General features: G+C 45.4%; 14 protein-coding genes. 10 read left to right on the top strand and 4 right to left on the bottom strand.

The genetic code is table 11. The features are described from left to right. Nucleotides 1–86: 86 nt before the first annotated feature. The 3 genes from aceE (at nt 87) to lpdA (ending at nt 6353) form a co-directional block, all read left to right on the top strand. Nucleotides 87–2762, top strand: a complete 2676-nt coding sequence (aceE, locus tag GVO63_RS01200; RefSeq protein WP_159577810.1) for a pyruvate dehydrogenase (acetyl-transferring), homodimeric type — start codon at nt 87–89, stop codon at nt 2760–2762. Between the two features lie 21 nt (nt 2763–2783). Next, nucleotides 2784–4799, top strand: a complete 2016-nt coding sequence (gene aceF, locus GVO63_RS01195) for a pyruvate dehydrogenase complex dihydrolipoyllysine-residue acetyltransferase (protein ID WP_159577809.1) — start codon at nt 2784–2786, stop codon at nt 4797–4799. Nucleotides 4800–4931: 132 nt separating this feature from the next. After that, a complete protein-coding gene (gene lpdA, locus GVO63_RS01190; protein WP_159577808.1) occupies nt 4932–6353 on the top strand; it encodes a dihydrolipoyl dehydrogenase in 1422 nt (473 codons plus the stop codon). A gap of 88 nt (nt 6354–6441) precedes the next feature. On the opposite strand, the gene GVO63_RS01185 is transcribed toward lpdA, so the two are convergent. Continuing rightward, complete coding sequence (locus GVO63_RS01185) at nt 6442–8106, bottom strand: glycoside hydrolase family 28 protein (RefSeq protein WP_159577807.1); 1665 nt, start codon at nt 8104–8106, stop codon at nt 6442–6444. Nucleotides 8107–8364: 258 nt separating this feature from the next. Here GVO63_RS01185 and GVO63_RS01180 point away from each other — a divergent pair, with 258 nt between their 5' ends. Further along, a complete protein-coding gene (locus tag GVO63_RS01180) occupies nt 8365–10683 on the top strand; it encodes a GH92 family glycosyl hydrolase (RefSeq protein ID WP_201281857.1) in 2319 nt (772 codons plus the stop codon). A gap of 51 nt (nt 10684–10734) precedes the next feature. On the opposite strand, the gene GVO63_RS01175 is transcribed toward GVO63_RS01180, so the two are convergent. The 3 genes from GVO63_RS01175 to GVO63_RS01165 all read right to left on the bottom strand — a co-directional run bounded on the left by GVO63_RS01175 (nt 10735) and on the right by GVO63_RS01165 (nt 16463). Then, nucleotides 10735–12198, bottom strand: a complete 1464-nt coding sequence (locus tag GVO63_RS01175) for a phosphoesterase (protein ID WP_201281856.1) — start codon at nt 12196–12198, stop codon at nt 10735–10737. A gap of 150 nt (nt 12199–12348) precedes the next feature. Next, nucleotides 12349–15054: a TonB-dependent receptor gene (locus GVO63_RS01170; RefSeq protein ID WP_159577806.1), complete on the bottom strand. Its 2706-nt coding sequence runs from the start codon at nt 15052–15054 to the stop codon at nt 12349–12351. Nucleotides 15055–15398: 344 nt separating this feature from the next. Further along, nucleotides 15399–16463: a LysR family transcriptional regulator gene (locus GVO63_RS01165; protein ID WP_159493688.1), complete on the bottom strand. Its 1065-nt coding sequence runs from the start codon at nt 16461–16463 to the stop codon at nt 15399–15401. A 433-nt stretch (nt 16464–16896) separates the two neighbouring features. Here GVO63_RS01165 and GVO63_RS01160 point away from each other — a divergent pair, with 433 nt between their 5' ends. The 6 genes from GVO63_RS01160 to GVO63_RS01135 all read left to right on the top strand — a co-directional run bounded on the left by GVO63_RS01160 (nt 16897) and on the right by GVO63_RS01135 (nt 24486). Further along, entirely contained in the window at nt 16897–18171 is a 1275-nt protein-coding gene (locus tag GVO63_RS01160; protein WP_159577805.1) for an efflux RND transporter periplasmic adaptor subunit, read from the top strand. Further along, nucleotides 18171–21293 (top strand): efflux RND transporter permease subunit, encoded by a 3123-nt coding sequence (locus GVO63_RS01155; protein ID WP_159577804.1) that lies wholly within the window; start codon nt 18171–18173, stop codon nt 21291–21293. The genes GVO63_RS01160 and GVO63_RS01155 overlap by 1 nt, the downstream gene beginning before the upstream one ends. A 167-nt stretch (nt 21294–21460) precedes the next feature. Next, entirely contained in the window at nt 21461–22171 is a 711-nt protein-coding gene (locus GVO63_RS01150) for an SIMPL domain-containing protein (protein ID WP_159493691.1), read from the top strand. Nucleotides 22172–22409: 238 nt separating this feature from the next. Continuing rightward, nucleotides 22410–22700, top strand: a complete 291-nt coding sequence (locus GVO63_RS01145; RefSeq protein WP_159577803.1) for a DUF1289 domain-containing protein — start codon at nt 22410–22412, stop codon at nt 22698–22700. 27 nt (nt 22701–22727) lie between these two features. Then, nucleotides 22728–23552, top strand: a complete 825-nt coding sequence (locus tag GVO63_RS01140; protein WP_159577802.1) for an HDOD domain-containing protein — start codon at nt 22728–22730, stop codon at nt 23550–23552. A gap of 133 nt (nt 23553–23685) precedes the next feature. After that, on the top strand, nt 23686–24486 hold the full coding sequence (locus tag GVO63_RS01135) for a YdiY family protein (RefSeq protein WP_159577801.1): 801 nt from the start codon (nt 23686–23688) through the stop codon (nt 24484–24486). Nucleotides 24487–24650: the final 164 nt, after the last annotated feature.

The raw sequence follows: 24650 nt of genomic DNA, 5'->3' as shown, positions 1-24650 counted from the left end.
TTTAGTTTTCCTTCTTTTAGCGCCTTGATGATTAGAGGCAATGCTAAGGGGGGATTTTCTATATAAGCAAAAAATAGGATGGCACCATGTCTGATATGATGCACCAAGATGTAGATCCTCAAGAAACTAAAGAGTGGATTGATGCGCTTGAGTCGGTTTTAGAAGAGGAAGGCGTAGAACGCGCTCATTATTTACTCGAAAAACTTATTGATAAAGCACGTCGCAGCGGAGCGCATTTACCGTATGACGCTACCACTGCCTACATCAATACAATTCCAGCAGCACAAGAGCCAAAAATGCCTGGCGACTTGACCATTGAAGCGCGCATCCGTGCCGCTATTCGCTGGAACGCATTGATGATCGTATTGCGTGCATCGAAAAAAGACCTGGAGCTTGGTGGCCACATTGGTAGCTTTGCATCATCCGCTATGCTTTACGATGTAGGTTTTAATCATTTCTTTAAAGCGCCTAACGAAAACCAAGGCGGCGACTTTATTTTCGCTCAAGGCCATATTTCTCCCGGTATTTATGCCCGTTCTTACATAGAGGGCAACTTAACTGAAGAGCAGTTAAACAACTTCCGTCAAGAGTGTGCAGGCGATGGTCTATCGTCTTACCCGCATCCTCACTTGATGAAAGACTATTGGCAGTTCCCAACGGTATCTATGGGTCTTGGTCCACTTCAAGCTATCTATACCGCACGTTTCCTTAAGTACCTCACTAATCGCGGTATTAAAGACTGCTCAGGTCAGCGCGTATACTGCTACATGGGTGACGGTGAGTGTGATGAGCCGGAAAGCTTGGGTGCCATCGGTCTTGCGTCTCGTGAAGGCCTAGATAACCTAACGTTTGTTATCAACTGTAACCTTCAGCGTCTAGACGGCCCGGTTCGTGGTAACGGCAAAATTATCCAAGAACTTGAAGGCACGTTCCGCGGCGCAGGCTGGGAAGTAGTGAAAGTCATCTGGGGTAGTTATTGGGATGAGCTTCTTGCCCGCGACAAATCTGGCAAGCTTATTCAGCTAATGGGTGAAACCGTAGACGGTGAATACCAGAACTGTAAAGCGAAGGGCGGTAAATACACCCGTGAAAACTTCTTCAACAAGTACCCTGAAACAGCGGCACTTGTAGCTAACATGTCTGATGACGATATCTGGCGCTTAAACCGTGGTGGTCACGATCCAGTTAAAGTATTTGCAGCCTACCAAAAAGCGATTGATACGAAAGGTCGTCCAACGGTAATTCTTGCAAAAACGGTTAAAGGTTTCGGTCTAGGTGCATCAGGTGAAGCACAAAACGTCGCGCACAACGTTAAGAAAATGGACGTTGACTCTATTAAAGTGTTCCGCGATCGTTTCAATATTCCGGTAGCAGACGACAAGATTGCTGACCTGCCGTACTTCAAGTTCGACGAAGACAGTGAAGAAATGAAGTACCTTCGCGAGCGTCGTGAAGCACTAGGTGGTTACCTGCCTTCTCGCCGCGAGCAAGCTGAAGAGCGGCTTGAAATTCCTGAGCTAAGCGCATTCGACGCTATCTTAAAAGGCTCAGGCGACCGTCAAGTATCGTCAACGATGACGTTTGTACGTGTACTTAACGCGCTACTGAAAGACAAGAAAATTGGTAAGCGTATTGTGCCAATTATTCCTGATGAAGCCCGCACATTCGGTATGGAAGGCTTGTTCCGTCAGGTCGGTATTTATGCCAACGAAGGTCAGAAATACGTGCCTCAGGACGCCGACCAAGTCGCTTACTATCGCGAAGATAAGAAAGGTCAGGTACTCCAAGAAGGTATTAACGAGCTAGGTGCAATGGCATCGTGGGTTGCGTCGGGTACGTCTTACTCAACGTGCAACGCGACGACTATTCCGTTCTATATTTACTACTCAATGTTCGGTTTCCAACGTGTTGGTGACTTAGCGTGGGCAGCAGGTGATAGCCAAGCTCGTGGTTTCCTTTTAGGTGCTACAGCAGGTAGAACAACCCTTAACGGTGAAGGTCTACAGCACCAGGACGGTCACTCTCACGTTCAGGCGAACCTTATTCCTAACTGTATTACTTACGATCCAACATACGGTTACGAAGTAGCCGTTATTATTCAAGACGGCTTGCGTCGTATGTACGGTAATAACGAAAATATTTTCTATTACCTGACATTGATGAACGAAAACTATCAGCACCCTGCAATGCCTGAAGAAGAGGGCATTGAAGAGAAGATTATTAAAGGTATTTATAAGCTTGAGCGCGTTGAAAACGACAAGTGTAAGCTTAATGTGCAGCTGATGGGCTCGGGCACTATCTTGAACGAAGTACGTAAAGCGGCACAAATTCTATGTGACGACTACAACGTGTCTTCTGACGTTTACTCTGTGACCTCGTTCAACGAGCTAGCGCGTGAAGGTCAAGACGTAGCGCGTTGGAACATGCTAAACCCAGAAGCCGAGCAAAAGGTACCTTACATTGGTCAGGTAATTACGAAAGACGCAGGTCCTGCGATTTCTGCCACTGACTATGTGAAGAACTACTCAGACCAAGTACGTGCGTTTATCGACACTGAATACCGTTGTCTAGGTACAGACGGTTTCGGTCGAAGCGACAGCCGCGAAAACTTGCGTACTCACTTTGAAGTTAATGCGTCATACATTGTGGTGGCATCACTTTACGAATTAGCTCAGCGCGGTGACGTTGAGAAGAAAGTGGTAGCAGAAGCCATTAAGCGTTTTGAAATTAACGCTGAAAAACTTAATCCACTTTACGCGTAAGCCAGATAAGGTATTTTACATATGTCAGATATTCAAAAGATTATCGTACCCGATGTAGGCGGTGACGAAGTTGAAGTTATCGAGCTATGTGTTGCCGTAGGCGACAACATTGAGGCAGATGAAGGCGTTGTTACTGTTGAAAGTGACAAAGCGTCAATGGACATCCCTGCACCGTTTGAAGGTGAGATTGTAAGCCTGTCTGTATCAGTAGGCGATAAAATCAAAGAAGGTGATGTCATTGGTGAAATGAAAGTTGCTGGTGGAGATAGTGGCAGCGCCGCTGAATCATCATCTTCAGAAGAATCTTCTAAAGAAGATGCACCAAAGCAAGAAGAAGCACCAAAAGAAGAAAGCAAGTCAGAGGCAGCACCTGCTGCATCTGGCAGCAGCGAAGTCATTGAGGTTGCAGTACCAGATATTGGCTCTGACGACGAAGTTGACGTCATCGACGTATTGGTTTCAGTGGGCGACACCATTGAAAAAGAAGATGGGCTAATTACCCTTGAAACCGATAAAGCGACCATGGATGTTCCTTCAACACACGCAGGTACGGTGAAAGAAGTATTCATCAGCACTGGCGATAAAGTGAAAGAAGGTACGGTAGTGATCAAGCTTGAAGTTGCCGGCTCAGGCTCGTCTTCAAGTGAATCGGCCTCAAGCGAGTCTTCTGAGGCGTCTGCTCCAGCTGCCCAAGAAAGTGAGAAGCAAGACTCTGCACCTGCGGCTTCTTCAAGCAGTGAAACTATTGAAGTTGCTGTACCGGATATCGGTGAAGACGGTGAAGTTGACGTTATCGATGTGCTTGTATCGGTAGGCGACACCGTTGAAAAAGAAGACGGTCTCATTACGCTAGAAACTGATAAAGCCACCATGGATGTGCCTTCAACCCATGCAGGTACCATTAAAGAAGTCTTTATCAAAACGGGCGACAAAGTTAAGCAAGGCACCTTGGTTGTTAAGCTAGAGACCAGCGGTGGCTCGTCTTCAAGTGCAGCTGAAAAGCCTGCTGAAGCGCCTAAGCAAGAAGAGACTCAACAAGAGTCACAGCAGGATGCCTCGCAAGGCCGTTCTCCTGTGCCTCCGGCGCCAGAAACCAAGAATTCAGGGAAAGCACATGCTTCACCTTCGGTTCGCCGTATCGCTCGCGAGTTTGGTGTAGACCTCACTCAAGTTAGCGGCTCTGGCCCTAAAAATCGTATCTTGAAAGAAGACGTTCAAGCCTATGTGAAAGCCGAGCTTGCTAAACCTCGCACAGCAGCAGCTTCTGGCAGCGCGCCAGTGGGCGACAACGTACTGCAAATCGTGCCAGTTAAACCTGTTGATCACAGCAAGTTTGGCGAAATTGAAGAGCAGCCGCTATCGCGTATTCAGAAGATCTCTGGTCCGTTCTTACACCGTAACTGGGCGACTATCCCGCACGTTACCCAGTTCGACGAAGCAGATATCACAGACGTTGAAGAATTCCGTAAAGAGCAAAACGCTTACCACGCAAAAATTAAGTCTGGTCTTAAGATCACGCCACTGGTATTCGTTATGAAAGCGGTGGCGAAAGCCCTTGAGAAATACGAGGTGTTTAACTCATCGCTGTCTGAGGATGGTGAAAGCTTAATCATCAAGAAATTTATCAACATTGGTATTGCGGTTGAAACACCGGGAGGCCTTGTTGTACCTGTTATTCGCGACGTGAATAAGAAAGGTATTGAGCAGCTGTCTCAAGAACTTATCGACACATCTAAGAAGGCTCGTGAAGGCAAGCTTAAAGCGGCTGACATGCAGGGTGGCACATTCACCATCTCTAGCCTAGGCGGTATTGGCGGAACGGCGTTTACGCCTATTGTAAATGCCCCAGAAGTCGCCATATTGGGTGTGTCTAAGTCTGAGATGAAGCCTAAGTGGAATGGCAAAGAGTTTGAGCCGCGCCTAATGGTGCCGCTAAGCTTGTCTTACGACCACCGAGTGATCGATGGTGCGGTAGGTGCAAGATTCTCTACTGAGGTTGCTGCAAACCTAACTGATTTGCGCAGAATCATACTTTAAATAAAAGGTCGAAAAAGTTTACAATATCAGTAACATTTTCGACGATTTTATAAGCCCATTTGGTGGCATTTAGGTTATGCTATTACACAAAGGTAATAGCATGACCCTACAAGAACAGGATTGAGGTTCACAATGAGCGAAATTAAAACGCAATTGGTGGTACTGGGCGGCGGCCCTGGCGGTTATTCAGCAGCATTCCGTGCGGCTGACTTAGGTATTGAAACAGTTATCGTAGACTCACGCGACACGCTTGGTGGTGTTTGTCTTAACGTTGGCTGTATCCCTTCAAAAGCCCTTCTTCACGTTGCTAAAGTGATGAAAGAAGCGAAACACCTTGCTAGCCACGGTGTATCGTTTGGCGAGCCTACCATCGATCTAGATAAAATCCGTGAATACAAAGACGGCGTTGTTAAGCAGTTAACAAACGGCCTTAGCGGTATGTCTAAAATGCGTAAAACCAAGCATGTACAAGGCTTCGGTAAATTCACAGGCGCGAACACCCTAGAAGTAAAAAATGGTGACGACGTTACTACGATTACTTTCGAAAAAGCAATCATTGCTGCGGGTTCTGAGCCAGTAAGCCTACCGTTCATCCCAGAAGATGACCGTGTAATCGACTCAACTGGCGCTTTGGAAATGAAAGACATTCCAGAGAAAATGCTTGTACTTGGCGGTGGTATCATCGGCCTTGAAATGGGTACAGTATACGAAGCACTTGGCTCGAAAATCGATGTAGTTGAATTCTTAGACCAGCTAATTCCTGCAGCTGATAAAGACATCATGAAAGTGTTCATGAAAGACTACAAAGAAAAATTCAACATCATGCTTGAAACCAAAGTGACAGCGGTTGACGCAAAAGATGACGGTTTGTACGTAACATTTGAAGGTAAGAACGCACCTGCTGAGCCAGTGCGTTACGACAAAGTACTTGTTGCTGTTGGTCGTAAGCCAAACGGCAAGCTTGTAGGCGCCGAAGCAGCTGGCGTTAACGTTGACGAGCGAGGCTTCATTAATGTTGATAAGCAAATGCGTACTAACGTTGACCACATCTTCGCAATCGGTGACCTTGTAGGTCAGCCAATGCTTGCGCACAAAGCAGTTCACGAAGGTCACGTTGCAGCAGAAGTTATTGCTGGACAGAAGCACTACTTCGACCCACGTGCTATTCCTTCAGTAGCGTACACTGAGCCAGAAGTTGCTTGGGTTGGTCTAACTGAAAAAGAAGCGAAAGAGCAGGGCGTAAGCTACGAAACAGCGACCTTCCCTTGGGCTGCTTCAGGCCGTGCAATTGCATCTGATGCAACTAACGGTATGACCAAAATGATCTTCGACAAAGAAACAGGTCGAGTAATTGGTGGTGCAATGGTTGGTACAAACGCCGGCGAAATGCTTGGCGAAATCGGCCTAGCTATTGAGATGGGTGCTGACGCTGAAGACGTAGCATTAACTATCCATGCTCACCCAACGCTTAATGAATCAATTGGTCTTGCGTCTGAAATCTTCGAAGGAAGCATTACTGACCTACCAAACCCGAAAGCGAAGAAAAAGAAGTAAGCTAACGTCTTTTTTTAAATTAAAGAAAAACCCGCTTTTTAAGCGGGTTTTTTGTTACTTAAACGCACTCTGCGAACTGGTATTATTTTCAGTCGTTCGAATAAAGAATAGAGCTGGAAGATAACGGAGCCAACTGTTGGCTTTTATCTAGGGCCATAAGATGATTCGTTTTCACCTCTTTGGCATTATGCAGTACTAGCTGAATGTCGTTATCAGCATGCAGCGTCACATGAGATAGGTTTACCCCGTTTACATCATCAAACACCATTGCAGGTCTAAAATCATACGCTCTGGTTTTTAGTGAAATATCCTTGAGCGTTATCCCTTTTACGTGTCTTACAAAGAGCCCCCAGCTAGGAAGCTCGCCAAACATGGTATATTCGGGGTAAGCATCGCGTTCTTGTGGTACTAGGAATAATTGGTCATGCGGACGATATGCCAAACCTTTGTTGGCTCTTCCAGGATAGCTGATGGTAATGTTTTCAAGAACAACATTTTCTACTAACGCGTCCGGTAAACCCGTAATTGAAGCAGGGATAGGATTAAAGAATGCGTTCAACCCAGGCCCTCGCAAATCGTAGTCAATATCGGCTCTATCAAAGCTAATTTCAGCATTCACGTTGCTGATCATCACATTTTTGATTTTACCTAGGGGTGTATTTTCAGGCACGTCTCTGTTGCGTTGCCCCAAACGTATAAAAATAGCGCAGCCCACATTTTTTGCATCTACGTTTTTAACACTAACATTTTCTAGAATGGCGCCGTCTACAGTTTCAAGTGCTATTGCACTTCTGTAGGTGTCAAATACAACAATGTCTTCAATTTCTACATTGTGAAAACCATTTTGACTTTCCGTTCCAAACTTAATGCCGTTAGAGCTAGAACGCAGTGTGCAATTGCCAATGTAAACATCATTGTTGCGCATATTTTTCTTGGTTGTGGATTTAAGGCAAATAGCGTCGTCGGCAGCATTGACAAAACAGCCCGTAATGCGGACATGCTCACAGTCATTGATATCAATGCCATCGTTGTTCCAAAATGCATCGCTTTGAACCACGATGTTGTCAATGTGTAAATCGCGGCATGCTGCGTAGTGTTGAACCCATGATGCGCCGTTTTGAACAGTAATGTCGTAAATTTTTATCTGGTTACACGAATGCATTGCAATGACATTGGGGCGATGGCGAGAGCGATTTCGACTTGCATTAAAATCGTCTTCGATACGTTCTTTGGCGTGATGGAGCCGATTTATATTTAATGCTAACTTACGGCCTTGAGCATTGATGGTTCCTTGACCAAATATACAGATATTGTCGCAATCATGTGCTTCGATTAGCGCCTGAACCTTACCATCGTCAGTTTCATAGTGTCGTATGTCAGTACTACCGAGCAAGACAGCGTCTTTATCTAGCTCTAGGCTTATGTTGCTCGACAAGTGAAGTGTTCCTGAGTAATAGACACCTGCTGGTAGCCAAACCACGCCCGGTTCGCCACTGTCAATCACCGCCTGAATGGTTGCTTGAATGGCGCCTGTATCTAAAGACTGTCCGTTTCCTGTTGCACCAAAGTCCTTTACGCTGAAACGTTTACCTTTTTGAGGAGGTTCACGCCTACTCGGTTTTCGTGTTGCGTTAAATTGCTCGTAATATTGATTGAGCATTTTTGCATTCAAAGCGTGCGAGAAGCACGAAGTTGCGGCTATCGTCGATAGTGCTGTTTTGATGAATTTTCGTCTGGATAGCGGAGCAAACATAGCTAACAATCCTTTTTTCTTTGTTGGGGTTGTCGAGCGCCGCTAAAAATAAACGGAATGATTCGACAACGCCTAATTCAGGTCTTTCTAAAGCGTAAACATCTGTTGCGTTTGAAATTTTTATAATAATTTCATGGTGTTGATTCTAAAATTAAGGATAAATACTTAAGGTCGTTTAGACGTTACCTGAAATTTGACACCGGTGTCAACTGCGTGTTAAAAAAACGTTGATAAGAAATTAATTAACAGGTGGTTGTTTTGTCTAATAAGTACTTAAAAGCTGCTTCGATGAAGCCCTTGCTGAAAACGACGCTATTATTATTGTTTTGCTTACCTTTATCGAAAGGGTATACGAAGGATAGTAGTTATCATCAATACATTGACCCGTTTATTGGTTCTGAAGGATTGGGAAATGTATTTGTCGGCCCAAGTACACCTTTTGGAATGGTTAAGCCTGGGCCTGACATTGGTACCCATAGTAATAGTGGTTACGATCCGGATTTGACAAAATCGTTGGTCGGCTTTAGCCAAGTGCATGTTAGCGGAACCGGTGGTGGTCCTAAATATGGAAACATTTCCGTCATGCCATTTTCGGGTAATGTTGAGTCAATCGACCAGCGCAGTTTACGCACGAATGAGCAGGCTCAAGCAGGGTATTATGCAACAGTACTGACCAAGTGGGGTATAAAAGCGGAACTGACCACGGCTGAGCGCGCCGCGTTTCATCAGTACACCTTTAGAGATACCGCTCACAATGCCATAAAAATTGATGGCGGTTTTTTTCTAGGGGAAAACCCTGTACCAGATGCCAGAGAAGCGCAGCAGTTCGTCGGGTCTGAGGTTGACGTTTTATCTTCCACTCAGATTCGAGGATACAGTCGTATCCGGGGTGGCTGGAACAACGGTAATGCCTATACCGTTTATTATCACGCAGAATTAGACCAACCTTGTGATCGTTTTAGTACATTTAAGGGCGAGACTTTATTTCCCTCTGTAAACAAGCAATTTGATTCCGGCGAAAAAACAGGGGTGCTTTGTTTCTTCACTGATCACCAGCGAAAAACAATAAAGATGAAGATAGGCATTTCATTTATTAGTGAAGCTAAAGCAGCGGAAAATTTAAAAAATGACATACCTCACTGGGACTTTAACTTAGTGCGTCAGCAAACTGAGCAAAAGTGGGAGAAATTGCTGTCTAGGATCGAATTAGATTCGACAGCGAGTCTTGAGCAGCGGAAGATGTTCTACACGGGTCTTTATCACACAATGCTAATGCCTGTAGACCGCTCAGGGGAAAACCCTTTGTGGACAGCCACGCCATACTATGACGATTTTTATGCTATTTGGGATACGTTTCGGACGTCCTCCCCCCTTCTTACAATCATCGATCCCGTGCGCCAAGCCGATATCATCAACGGCATGTTAAATATCTACAAGTATGATGGGTATTTACCAGAGGGGCGAAGTGGAAACACTAACGGCCGCACCCAGGGAGGCTCTAATGCGGATATTGTCATTGCTGACGCCTACGTAAAAAATCTTCGAGGGGTAAATTATCACCTAGCCCTCAAAGCTATGATTAAAAATGCAACCGTTGCACCGGGTGGAAACAGTGAAAAAGAAGGGCGAGGTGGTTTGCCAGACTACAATCGTCTCGGCTACGTTTCTACCGATTATGTGCGCGCGGGAAACAGAACATTAGAGTACGCCTACAACGATTTCGCGCTGGCTACTGTGGCTAAAGGGCTGCATCGAATGGGGGAGTATTATCGTTTTATAGAACAGGCCGATAATTGGCAAAACCTGTGGCGCAATGTAGAACATGACGGTGCACGTGGTTTTATTATGCCAAAAGATGTTAACGGAAATTGGGTAGACGAAATCCCGTGTAACATTACAGACGGTGTTTCCACACGCGTTAGCTACACGCCCATTGCACAAGACTGGCCTAACTGTGTGTGCTGGTGGTGTGGATTTTTCTACGAAGCGAGTTCATGGGAATACTCGTTTTATGTACCCCATGATATTGCTGCAATCATAGAGAAGAGCGGCGGCAGCGACGCTTTTGAATCTCGCTTGAATACATTCTTTGAGCACAATTACTACAACGTCGCCAATGAACCCTCATTTTTAACGCCAACGCTATATCACTGGCTGGGTAAACCTCATTTGAGTTCAGACAGGGTTCGCAAAATAGTCCAAGAGCATTATTCTAGCAAGCGCGATGGCTTGCCTGGTAATGATGACTCTGGGGCAATGTCGTCGTGGCTTGCTTTTCATATGATTGGACTTTTTCCAAATGCAGGGCAGCCTTATTATTTAATAAATTCTCCGCAAGTGAAGTCGGCAACGTTGCATGTTGAAGGAGGTAATACCTTTAAAGTGGTAGCAGAAAATTACAGCGAAAAAAACCGGTATATTGTTTCTGCCACCTTAAATGGCAAGCCATTTCACAACACGTGGATAAACCACTCTGAAGTAATAAAAGGGGGGGAATTAAGATTGAAGATGGCAGCAAAGCCTTCGAATTGGGGAGAGGGCAAGTTCCCGCCCTCACTATCCACCACTCAGAAATAATTAAAACCAACGCCGGCACGTACCTCTAATAATTATGTGCCGGCAGCTAAATCATTCCTTTACGCTGATAAACACAGGGTTGCTGTAAAACCATAAATCAGCCCAAGGATCTTCTCCTGCTGTGTCTATCTGTGGCTCCAACTCATTCTTATTATTCGTGCCTCTGATGCGAACATACTGTGCGTGTTTTACTGCTTCAATGTCCATTTTTATCGTGCGAAACTGTCCGTCCACATGCCAGTCTTTTGATGTAAAGCGATGAACGACAGGCAAAGGCGCTGCAGCAGCGTCGGTGTTGATCATACCAATAATCACGTCTACCCGTTCCACACTGGGGTTTTGACGGCCAAAATTAAGGGTGTCAGGGTCGCGAAATTTGACTTCTATAGAGATTGATTCGCCTGATTTTACTGTTATGGTTTCGCCTATATCTGCGGCTTGGCCCTTTTCAACTCTCGCTTTAACAGAAAGTGAATCAATTAAATCTCCGGTAGTCGCAAACATTTTCCCTTGTCGCATCGCCTGCATAATATCGTCGTACTGTTTTCTTGCAAACACATAGGTTTTTGAATACTCACCAGGCCAAAAGTCGGTTCGTCCCTCTGTATAGTGCATGTGGCTATCGGAAGTGGCTGTGATCCACCAGCGTCTGCCTTCACTCAACAGACTGTCCCAGACGCCGCCGACTACGGCTGTCATTTGATCAAATCCGCCCATTGTTGGAAAGTCGTTATATCCACCCCGTAATCCACTCTCTCGAATGGAGCCGTCGGGATTGAGTGCATTTGCTTGGTGACCGGGCGCGCCTTCCATGCCAATAACGACGTCAGGTGCAGTGTCTTGCCATTTTCTTAGTTTTTGAGGCGTGACTTTTTTAAAACCAGAGAGCTTTTCAGCTAAGCGAGCAGGGTGGTTTACGATTAAAATAGGTGGTTTTTGTTCTTCCTGCATGGCTTTGAGTGCTTGAAGCATAAATTCATCGGTATCTCTCGAGGCGGTGTCAGGCTCAATTTCCCTTCTATTAAACTGCGATTCTAACCGGAAAAGCTGTTCTGCTTCTGTCTCGCTATAAGGGATAATTAAGCTGCAGTGACGGGCGCCAGGTGTGTCGAACTCCATGCCATAAAACTGCAACACCTCAGGTGTCGCTTTACGCGAAGCGACAAGCTCTGGATAGGCGTGTTCTAAGTTAACGGAGCTGTGCCCTGGACCACCATGATCTGTGGTCACCATCCAGCTCAAATTATGATGCCTCGCCATTTGTGCGTATAGCGCAGTGGCGTACTGCGCATCGCCCCGCAATATAGGTGTGGGGGGCGTCGTGCTCCAGTCCCATCTTGCACTATATTTACCATGGATATGATGGTCGCCCGCTAGCCATGCTGGCGCAGACTCTGCGTCTGTAAGGGAACGGCTTGATGCAGACGTATCGTACGTATTACTGTGGGTACTTTTACACGACGCGGTGAACAAAGAAGTGAGTAGTATAATGAAGTAAAACAAAGGGTAGCGCATTGGAAGTGCCCTTAGTGTTCGTTGAGAAAGTTGTAGGGCCGTCTACCGATGTAAAATGGTAAGGGATAGGTCAACGGCTCCACATTAACTAAAAATAGAAAAGGCGCCTTAAGTGTAGGCGCCTGGTTTCGTTCACGTTTTTATAGCAAATTAAAACCGATAGGTAGCACCTGCCATAAAGGTTCTTCCACTGGTCGTCGTGTTGTAAGGACGGTCACTTGAGTCACTATATTGTATTTCTTGTTCATTCGTTAAGTTAATTCCCTCAATGTTTAACTTAAGCGACTCGTTAACTTGATAGAATGCCGAGAAATCCACATAGGTTGTTTCGTGGAATCCGCGCTCATCTTCATCCCCTAGACCCGCTTCTACGCTACTGATATATCTATCTCGGTAGGCTGCTGAAACGCGCGCTCCCCATTCGTCAGTCTCATAATAAAGAGTGAGGTTATAGCTGCTTTTCGACAAGCCTTGAAAGGCTTTAACTTGATCCTCGCCACTTCCTTGTACGTTTCGATACGTACTGTTGCCATCTGCCCATGTATAGTTGGCAATTAAACCAAAATTCTGAAACGGCTCAGGTAAGAAATCGAAGTCACGTTGGAAAGCGAGTTCGAAGCCTTTGATGGTTGATGAATCTGAATTTTGAGGGGTCGTCACGTTAAACTGCGTAGTTGGCGTTCCGCCATTTGGCAACAAGCTATTTGGCAACGATAGTTCTTCAAGGGTTCTTGTTTGTGCTGCAGTTTCAGTAACAATAAAGTCTTTGATGTCTTTATAAAATACCGCGACAGAAAAGTAACCAACACCGTCAAAATAAGACTCCAAAGAGGTGTCGATATTAACAGAAGAGTAAGGCTTTAAGCTGGGGTTACCAATTGTAACAGAGCCGATATCTCCTTCTGATAGCGTGGCTTGCGATACGCTAGCTGATACGGATAGGGCACTTAAAGAAGGACGCGTGAGGTTTTTACTTGCGCTAAAGCGAAGTAGCACATCTTCACTCACTTCATAAACCACATTCAGTGTTGGTAAAACGCCTGAATAATCGCGAACCATAATAATGTCTTCACCGCCAGAGATACCCTTGGAGGTTAATTCAGTATTGTAATAGCGAAGACCGACGCTTCCTCTAAAGTTGGCGTCGTTTAGCATACTGTCCCAGCTATACATACCATAGAGGGCTTGGGTTTCTTCTTCTACATCGTAGGCGAATGTACTAATAACCTTATCTTCACCTAATGATAGGCCAGAAAGGCCATAAAACGCCTGTATCTTCGCCATATCAAGCTGTAGCCAATCTTGATCAGGGTGGTCTGAATACACTTCGGTGACATCAGGTGAAATTGTGATTACACCGTTATTAAGAGGCGTGTCTTTACTCTGAACATAACCAGAATCTTGACGACGCTCACCCGTGTTAGAGAATTTTTTATAATTAGCGCCGAAGCTAATGGTTCCTGTATCGCCAACGAAGTACTTAAAATCTACCCTGGCGTTGTCGAAATCGTTGGTTATGTAGTCTTCTTGGAAATACAAATCTTTAACCAGCCAGCCGTCAGGGGAGGCAGGGTCGAAGTCATAAGTATTTACACCGTAAAAGCGGTCTTGAGTAAAGTCGGTGGTAATACCGCTGCCAGGCCGCATTAGGTTGGCCTTATTTACCTTGGGTTGGTCGTAGTCAGAAGAGCTAGACCCAATCTGTGCGTTTGCTATGAAATCATCAGTGATGTTCCAGTCTACACTCAAGGTTAGTTGTGTGAAAACTGACTCATTATAATCTTCTCGTGATTCTGTTCTTATTGTGGTGTCTGAATAACGGCCAAAGACGACTTCTTTATCGCCATTATTGTCAATGAACTCTAGCTCTTCCACGCGACCAAGAGCTGTACTGCTTGAACCGCCAGTTGAAATATGGTGCTCATCCAGCGTATTGTTTAGCTCACCGCGCAGAAAATCTAAGCTAATATTTAAATCATCAGAGGGGCGATATTGTAAAGACGCCGTTATACCTAAGCGCTCTTGTTGGTTATTCCATACTGAGTATCGGTTACCTCTGGAAAACCATAGTTCACCGTCTTCGAGTAGTTGAGCGGTATTGGCATCTAGACTATCACTGTAGTTTGACGTGCTTCTCTTACGCCATCTGTAGGTGTTGTAGCCAAATTCGCGCGACTCTCGTGTGCTATAAGCCACTGACGCAAGCGCACCGAAGTTATCCCATGTGTTTGACAGCATCCCAACTAAACGATTGTCAAAGTTATCGGTATTGGTGTTGGTACCACCTTGAACGCCTATTACGCCTTTCATTCCTGAGAAGTCGAAAGGTTTCGCGGTTTTTAAATTAACTGTACCGCCTATACCGCCTTCTTCGATTTCCGCAGAATACGACTTTTTAACATCGATTTGATTAAAAAGTTCTGAGGCAAAGATGTTAAAGTCGAACGCGCGCGAACGGGTTACGGCGCCGCGACTGTCCATGGGAGACGACGATGACCCTAGAGCCTCCATGCCGTTTACTTCAACGCGTGTGAATTGTGGTCCCATTCCTCGAAGTGATATTTGACGACCTTCACCGCCTTCTCGGGTAATGGCGATGCCCGGCACGCGCTGTAAAGAGTCGGCCAGGTTTAAATCAGGAAAGTCTGCGATATCTTCTGCAACAATAGAGTCTTGAGCAACCAAAGACTCACGTTTTAAATCTTTAGCTTTAATTACGGCACTTCGAAAACCTTGAACTTCTACTATCTCTACTGATTCTTCATCGTTTTCTTGCGCATAAACAGGTAAAACATAAAGTGTGGATAGTGCGTGAGCAACGCTTAACGCGACTGCGGTTTTTACGGTCTTATTCATTATTATCTCCCATTAACATTCCAGCAACATAAACTTACAAGGTTTTTGACACCGGTGTCAATTGTTAGTTGGGAAATTTTTACAAAAAATTTATAATTAGATAACGAAGCGTGGTTTTTCGCTCATAATGGGTCTGTAGAAATGCTTTGACTATTTAATGGTCGATATTTTTTGCGATTAATAGCCGGTGAGCGCTTTGAACGACAGTTGTAACTCAGCGGTATGCCCTTGTTGAATAGGATTGACACCGGTTACATTTGTGGGTTTGTAGAGAACAGCTAAAGCGGTGAAAGCGTTAAAAAACGCCACCTACAGCAGCGCTGTAACTGTGTCGTGTTTACTCATTACTTTAGCTGCACGACGTCTGGCGACTCAATAGGCGTTGTCTGCGTACTGAGGTGTGCAGGGGTGAACGCTTCACAATTCATATTTCGCTCCTCCATAAAACGTTTAACCGTATCTGCACAGTACGCTTTGCGACAACACTGAGAAAGCAGCATTTCGTGACGTTTTACCCGTTCGCGAATGAATTTGACGACTAAGCCTCGAAGCCATTGTAGTCCTGCATCTTGGTCTTGGCGCTTGTGCCACATGATAGATAATGGGGAACTGACGATATCAATGGGGGTTTCAAACACAGCAAGCTCGCCAGAAAAGATTTCTTTTTCCATAACTAACGACGGGGCAACACAAATGAGGTTACTTTCTTTTAGCAGTGGCGTGGCGTTGTAAAATTGGTTTACCGACATAGCCACGCGGCGTTTTAAGCCTAAGTTGGCTAGCACCTGATCAGTTGGACCGGTTACGTCACCTGTTACGGAGACCAGTAGATGATCGGCCGCAACAAAGTCTTCTAAACTAAGTTGAGACTTAGCTAGGGGATGATCGGGGCGCATGACGACTACCCAGCTGGGGTCAAGCACATGTTCGGCACGAATTACAGAGCCAGGTTCCTGGTATTTTGAGAACGTAAGCTCGGCCTCGGCATCTTTCAGTATTTTATCCGTTTCCATATCATAATTAGGGATAGCATGGATATTGATACCCGGCGCTTCATTCTCAATAACTTTTCGCAGCGGCCCCCACACCATAGAAACAATACTGTCAGTTGCGGCAATACGAAAGGTACGTTTGGCAGTTGCAGGGTTAAAATCGGTGGGGTTTACCGCTACTTCAAGCTCACCTAATGGCCCTTGAATTTGGCTCCACAAATTTTTAGCAAATGACGTTGGCTGAATACCGCGCCCGTCTTTAACGAATAACTCATCATTCCAGGCAGTGCGCATGCGCGAGAGGGCATTGGAAACGGCTGGCTGCGTCATCGATAATCTATCTGCCGCGCGGGTAATCGCTCCTTCAGTCATAATGGCATCAAAAATCATCAATAAATTTAAATCATGTGGACGCATCGTCGTCTCCAAATATTGTTTACTACTAATATATAAACAAAACGCAGTTAGGGCTCACCTACAAGTCTCGCGATATATTTTTTTAGTTTATCAGTATAAAAATAGCTTATTTGTCGGTGCCTAAGCTATATCCTTCTTTTTTAAATACTGAAATATAAGCATTTTCTCATTAAAGCTAATCAGCAACGTACTGCGAAGAATGATAAATAACCAAGCCCAATTCGCCTCAAATTCACGTTATCAACATCGTTTTTTAACACTTTACTTCACTATTTTTATCATGCTTTTAACGCTCAATTAGCGTTATCTTCACCTGTCTTAATGTATAACATAATGTGATGTGTTGCATATAAAAAGATAATTATTTTTATTCTTTGAGGGTGTGCATAATGCGCCGCATCAAACTTTTGTCTAATTTTTAGAGAATCTCGCAATGAAAATTTTTACTCGTTTACTGGCAATAGCAAGCTTAACTGCGCTAGTCGCTGCATGCGGTGGCGAGCAGGATCCAGGTCAATCAATGAACGCCGGCGCACGAGCGGGTGTACCTGTGGATGTGGCTACCGTGGTATCTCAGCGTTTAACCCAGTGGGACAACTTTACCGGTCGTCTAGAATCGCCGAACATTGTTGCACTTCGTCCTCGCGTGTCGGGCTATATCGACTTTGTCGCCTTTGATGAGGGTGAATACGTTGAGCAAGGCCAAACACTATTTTTGATTGATAATCGTACGTTTAAAGCAGAAGTCGACCGTTTATCCGCGCAGCTTGTAGAAGCAAGAAGCCGCGTTCAACTTGCTGAACAGAACTACAATCGCGCTTTCAAACTTCGCAAAACCCAAGCTGTGTCAGAAGAAGTCCTTGATGCCCGTTTGGCCGAGAAGAACCAAGCACTTGCCAGCTTAAATCAAACACAAGCTGCACTGGAAGTCGCACGACTAAATCGTGGCTTTGCCCGAGTAGAAGCGCCTATTTCTGGTCGCATTTCTCGCGCGAATATCACGGAAGGTAACTTTGTTACTGCTGGTCAAACAGAGCTCACGCGCATTGTGTCTACCGACCGTCTGTATGCCTATTTCGATATTGATGAGCAGACTTATTTAAACTATCTAAGCGGCGCTAAGCAAGCATCTACGGCGGTGAGTGATCAGCCAGTCGCAATGCGCCTTGCAAATGAATCAGACTATCAGCACTGGGGTCAAATAGACTTCATTGACAATCAAGTCAACAGCAGCACCGGTACGTTGCGAGTTCGTGCTGTGTTTAACAATGAGGAAGGGCGTTTAATCCCTGGATTATTCGCACACCTTAAACTAGCAGGGGATACCGATGAACAGGGCATTCTTATTAAAGAAAAAGCCATCGGTACTGACCTTAACAATAAATTTGTACTGGTTGTTAACGACGAAAGTAAAGTGGAATATCGCGCGGTTACTCTAGGTGACAAAGTGGGCAATATGCGCATTATCACGAGTGGATTAAATGCTAACGATACCATCGTTGTTGATGGCTTACAGCGGGTTCGCCCAGGGGCCCTCGTCGCCGCCAATGAGGTCCGTATGGGAGATGAAGATGCACTTGCAAATTTATCTGACTGGCAGTCGCGCGTTGATAATGCCGTGCAAGTCAGCCAAACCATGGCGCAAGTCGAAGATGTTTTGTCGGGTGGTTCATTTGCCACAGGTACAGCGACGGCAGGTCTTAAGTAATGAATGTTTCGCAGTTTTTCATTCGCCGTCCTATTTTTGCGGGCGTACTGTCGCTACTTATTTTTATTGGCGGTGCCATTGCTGTATGGCAGCTACCGATTACTGAGTATCCTGAGGTTGTGCCGCCCACCGTGGTGGTTACGGCAAATTATCCGGGCGCTAACCCTGAAGTTATAGCTGAAACCGTCGCTACACCGCTTGAGCAAGAAATAAACGGTGTAGAAGATATGTTGTATATGTCGTCACAAGCAACGAGTGATGGCCGTATGACGTTGACGATTACATTTGCTATTGGAACTGATCCTGACGACGCAACAACCCTAGTACAAAACCGTGTTAATCGAGCTGCACCAAGGCTACCGCAGGAAGTGCAGCGTTTAGGCGTGGTGACAGAAAAGTCATCTCCAGATTTAACCATGGTGGTGCACTTGACCTCACCTGACAATCGGTATGACATGCTGTATTTGTCTAATTATGCCGATCAAAATGTAAAAGATGAGTTGGCGCGTATTAATGGGGTAGGCCAAGTACGTTTATTTGGCGCGGGTGAGTTCAGCATGCGTGTATGGCTCGATCCCAACAAGTTAGCGGCTCTTCAGCTTAACCCTGGAGATGTCGCTGCTGCTATTGCTGATCAAAACCAGCAGGCAGCGGCGGGTAGCTTGGGCGCTCAACCAACAGGCTCTAGTGAATTTCAGTTACTTATTAACGTTCGCGGCCGTCTGAAAGACGAAGCTGAATTTGAAAATATTATTGTTAAGTCCGGCGAAAACGGTGAAATTACGCGTCTTAAAGACATTGCTCGCATTGAACTAGGCGCGAATAACTACGCCCTGCGCTCGCTTTTAAACAATAACCCGGCAGCGGCGATTCCTATTTTCCAAGCGCCCGGCTCAAATGCAATTCAGATTTCAGATGATGTGCGAGCGCGCATGGCTGAACTTTCGAAGATGTTCCCAGACGGTCTTGAGTATGACATTGTCTACGACCCAACGGTATTTGTAAGAGGCTCAATCGAGGCCGTGGTGGATACCCTTTTTGAAGCCGTGCTGCTCGTTGTGCTTGTGGTTGTGCTTTTCCTTCAAACATGGCGTGCCTCTATCATTCCATTGGTTGCCGTACCTATTTCATTGGTGGGTACGTTTGCGTTCATGCAGCTTATGGGCTTCTCACTTAATGCGTTGTCATTATTCGGTCTCGTGCTAGCAATTGGTATTGTGGTGGACGACGCAATTGTTGTGGTGGAAAACGTAGAGCGAAACATTGCTGAAGGAAAGTCACCTTTTGACGCGACGGTGCAGGCAATGAAAGAGGTGACAGGGCCAATTATTGCAACAACCCTTGTATTGGCGGCTGTATTCATCCCTACGGCGTTTATGAGTGGGTTAACTGGGCAGTTTTACAAGCAGTTTGCACTTACTATCACTATTTCAACAGTTATTTCAGCAGTTAACTCGTTAACACTCAGTCCTGCGCTATCCGCGTTGTTGTTAAAGCCACACGGCAAAGCCAATGATTGGCTGACTCGAAGCATGGACAAAGTGTTTGGGCGTTTTGTGTTTGCGCCTTTTAATCGGGTATTTGAGCGAGGCTCTAAACAATATACTGGTGCGGTTGGTGGTTTAATTCGCAAAAGTGGCATCGTATTGATTTTATACACAGGGCTTATTGCACTGACTTATCATCAGTTTGCAAACACGCCTACGGGGTATGTACCTGGTCAAGATAAACAATACTTAGTGGCCTTTGCACAGCTACCTAATGCGGCAAGCTTAGACAGAACCGAAGAGGTTATCCGTGAAATGTCGCGTATTGCTATGGCGCATCCAGGTGTGTCTGATGCGGTGGCCTTTCCTGGCCTGAATATTAACGGTTTCACGAATAGTCCAAGCTCGGGTATTTTATTTACACCGCTTAAACCGTTTGACGAGCGGCAGTCGCCAGCGCTGTCGGCTGGTGCTATCGCCGCCAAACTCAATCAACAGTTTGGTGCGATCAAGGGGGCATACGTGGCTATCTTCCCACCGCCACCGGTAATGGGCCTTGGCACGATTGGTGGGTTTCGCTTGCAAGTGGAAGACAGGGGGAATCTAGGTTTTGAAGCCCTTGAACGTGTTACTCAAGAAGTAATTGGCAAAGCATGGGCGCACCCGGCGCTTACAGGATCTTTCACCAGCTTTACCGTCGCTGTGCCACAGCTTGATGTGGATGTGGACCGCGAAAAAGCGGTGAGTCAAGGTGTCAACATTGATACGTTGTTCACTACGCTTCAGGCATATTTGGGGTCGCTCTATGTCAACGACTTCAATTTATTTGGCAGAACATACCAAGTTAATGTGCAGGCCGATGCCCAATACCGCCAGGAAATAGGCGATATCACTCAGTTTAAGATTAGAAACAATCAGGGGGAAATGATTCCTCTAGGTTCCTTCTTAGACGTCCAACACAGTGCGGGCCCTGACCGTGTTATGCACTATAACGGCTATGTAACTGCAGAAATCAACGGAGCTCCGGCACCGGGATATTCGTCAGACCAAGCGAAAGCTGCTATCGAGGATATCTTAGCGGAAACCTTGCCATTAGGAATGACATACGAATGGACCGAACTCACTTATCAGCAAATTTTAGCGGGTAATGCGTCAGCGTTTGTATTTCCGCTCGTCGTACTTTTAGTGTTCCTGGTATTGGCTGCACAATATGAGAGCTTGCGTTTACCGCTTGCGATCATTCTTATTGTGCCAATGACGCTGCTAAGTGCTTTGATTGGTGTCCAAATCTACGGCGGTGACAACAATATTTTCACTCAAATAGGCTTGATCGTCCTGGTAGGTCTCGCGACTAAAAACGCCATACTTATTGTTGAGTTTGCTAAAGAATTGCAAGACAACGGAATGGATGCACTATCGGCGATAAAAGAAGCGAGCCGCCTGCGTCTTCGACCAATATTGATGACATCCATTGCTTTTATCATGGGGGTATTGCCTATGGTTATCTCCACCGGAGCTGGAGCGGAAATGCGTCAAGCTATGGGAGTGGCAGTATTTTCAGGCATGATTGGCGTAACCTTCTTTGGCCTGATACTCACACCCGTATTTTACTATTTGCTAAAACGCAAAGGTTAACTCTCCCGTCTACCCAAGCGTTGCCCTCTTAAGGGGCTTTTTAGGCCACTCATTTGAGTGGCCTTTTTTTTGCCATCATTTATCTCGTTTTGTGAAACTGAAAAGCTTATATTCGCATATACCCTGTAAGTTGAGTGGTAAGCACAGTAAACAAAGCGGAGTTTAGAATGAAAATAGGTGCGGCAATAGTAATAGCGCTGGGCATGGTGATTGCGGTGTCTTTGCTGGGTGTGCAGGTATCTTCTGCCATGAACAATATGCAAACCTGGGACAGGGTAGTCACGGTGAAAGGGCTATCAGAGCGAGAGTACATCGCTGACCAAGTCATTTGGCCTATTCAGTTCGTCGATGCCGGTAACGACTTACCTCAGCTTTATGAGCATATCGAGAAAAACAGTATAAAGGTAGCTAGCTTTCTAGAAGATAAAGGAGTTCCCGCAGAAAGCATCACCATTGGTAAACCTGAAATTAACGATAAACTAGCCCAACAGTATGGAAGCGGTGAAAAGGCGTCATTTCGCTATAGCGCTATTCAAACCGTTACTGTTTTCTCTAATGAGGTGGAAAAGGTACGCGAACTGATGCAGCAAATTGGGGAGCTTATCAAGACTGGCATTGTGTTATCTGAGCAAAGCTACCGCGCACAGCCAGAATACGTATTTACTCGATTAAACGATGTAAAGCCCGCTATGATTGAAGAGGCCACATTGAATGCCCGTGAAGTCGCGGAAAAATTTGCGACAGACTCAAAAAGCACGTTGGGGAAAATCAAACGTGCCAACCAAGGTCAGTTCAGTATATCGAGTCGAGATAGCCACCATCCTCATATTAAAAAGGTACGTGTAGTTTCTACCATTGAATACACGCTCGTAGACTAATATTCATGCTATGCTTTACACATTGAGAGTGCGCGCTGACTTAAATGCATCAGAAATAAAGTGTAGCGATGGACATGCGCTAGTGATGGCCCAGGTTCAATGAACCTTTTTCGCACTCTAAAAGGACTGTTTGATTAATTTACTGCTAATGTCTACTGGTGAGATGCGCACTAATGCGTTTTAATTCGCTCTAGGACAGCATCATCTAAAGCCTGTTACTAAAAGGTAAGCGTCTGAAATGACAGACCCTAAATCGCACGCTCAGCAACTGGAGTTCTTTGAAATTCCGAGCCCTTGCATTGGTGTCTGCGAGTCCGGCTCCAGAGGTTTCTGTAAAGGGTGCTTTAGAAGCCGAGATGAGCGTCTTTACTGGCTCAAAGTCGATGATGCGACTAAACGCAAAATAATCAGCGCATGTGTACGGCGCAAGAAAGCAGTACTGGCGAGAGAGCGTAAGGCTCAAACAGATCAAAACGCCTCGGGGGACCAGCAGTACCCCTTATTTGATATACCGCCAGAGATAATTTAGAAACGAAGAGAGACTGAGATTTATTACATGTCGCTAGATAAGTACGTTGCCTTTGCCGCAAAATCTTTTACGTTACCCAATATTTGCGTGCGATTGCGTGCAACGCTGGACGACCCCCGTTCAAGCGCTGAGGATATAGGCCAACTTATCAGCGCAGATGCTTCGCTCACCGCCAAAGTATTGCGCTTGGCGAATAGTTCCTTATTTCGTTTCCCGTCTCAGATTGAAACAGTGTCAAAAGCCATAAGCGTTATAGGTGGCGAAGCGCTTTACAATTTAGTCATGGCGGAAACTGCAACAACAGCTTTTAAGCATTTCGATAATATTCTTATTAAGCTAGACCAACACTGGTATAAATCGGTTTATTGCGGCATGGTCGCCAAAAGCCTTGCAATGCGTCTTAACGTCCGCGGCGCGGAGCGTTTTTTTGTTATGGGTATTCTTCAAAACCTGAGCGAATTGATAGTTGCAAAGAAAGAGCCTCAGCGTTATTACAATTATCAACATGCTGTAAAGGGAGAATTACCACATATTGACCAGTTAGCGCATTTCGGTTTTACGTTTGCACAATGCAGCGGTATGATACTCGAAAATTGGCGCTTACCTATTGGCCTATACTACCCCGTATCGTTTATGAACGATGAAAAAAAGTATACGTCTGACGTAGATGTTTGTGTTCTAGCGTTAGCAAGTCGTATTACCTTTAATCAACGTGAAAAAGAAAATTACGATAACATTGAACTTTTTACGCCAGAAATAGCCAATACGTTAAGTCTCGATATGGAAGTAATAAGTAATTCAATTGAATATGCTGAGCAAGAAACAGCAAAAATTGCTTCACTTATTCACTGAGCTTGAAGTACTGCAAACCCGTTACAGCATAGACATACTGTAAGAACGTTAAAAGCTCTCCAGAGGATTGGAATAACAAGCGTCGTTTAAAGACGTAATCTAATAACTATAAAAGCTTAACGTAAATCAGGTTATGTTCACAAAAATCCTGCCAAACATTGTTATTGGTCTTGTCTGTTTGAGCGCGTGTGCGTCAGTGAAGGCAAGAGACCTCATTGAAACCCTTTATCACGCTGATTTTACGCCCGACACCGACGACGAAATACCGCGCTTTACACTCGATGGAGAGGTTGGTGTGCTGGTTAATACGGGAAATACATCAGCAGCCAGCGTTAAGGCAGCGGTCAATGCTGACCACGAAACCGAAAACTGGAGCAGCATTTATTTTGCTGAACTGCTTTATAAAGAAAGTGGTACGCCGACCACAGAGCGTGATATCAGCGCACAGCGCTTTTTCACGAGCGCACAATTCGATTATAAACTGCTTACGCCGGGACGACGCCTCTTCATGTATGGCGATTACGAAGACGATCAATTTACCGGTTATGAGCACCGCGCTTCACTTGCTGCGGGTTGGTCACAGCGCGTATGGCGAAATGAAGATAGCGAATTTCGTTATAGTGTCGGGCCAGGGTATACCTTTATTGAAGCGGAAAAAGACAACGAGAGCCTTGTGAATGACGGCATTATAGTGCGCGCGTCGGCTGAGTATAAATATCATTGGAGCTCGGGTGCAAAATTAAGACAATTCGTTAGTACAGAGGCCGGCGAAGAAAATACAAAATCTCGCTCAGAAACCTCGCTTTCTGCCAATGTGTTTGGATCGTTGGCAATGAAATTATCATTCATATTAAATCACGAAACAGACACCCCTGAAGATGTCGCGGCGTTAAGCACAGAAACATCGGTAGCGCTGGTCTATCAATTCTTTTAGTCAATTAGCGTAAATTAATAGTCGAATATAGGCTTTTTGCCGTGTTCTCATTGACTGAGAGGCTTGAAAATGTACACTGCGCACCATTGTTTGTGATGCCAGTTCCTCTTGTGCATTACTTAATAGACTTCTTTTAAAACTCGTGTTGTACCGCCTTGCAGTTC

The sequence above is a fragment of the Alteromonas sp. KUL106 genome, assembly GCF_009811415.1.
In the GTDB taxonomy this organism is placed as follows: Bacteria; Pseudomonadota; Gammaproteobacteria; order Enterobacterales; family Alteromonadaceae; genus Alteromonas.
Note: the sequence above shows the minus strand (reverse complement) of the source record. Positions and strands in the feature narration are given on the sequence as shown.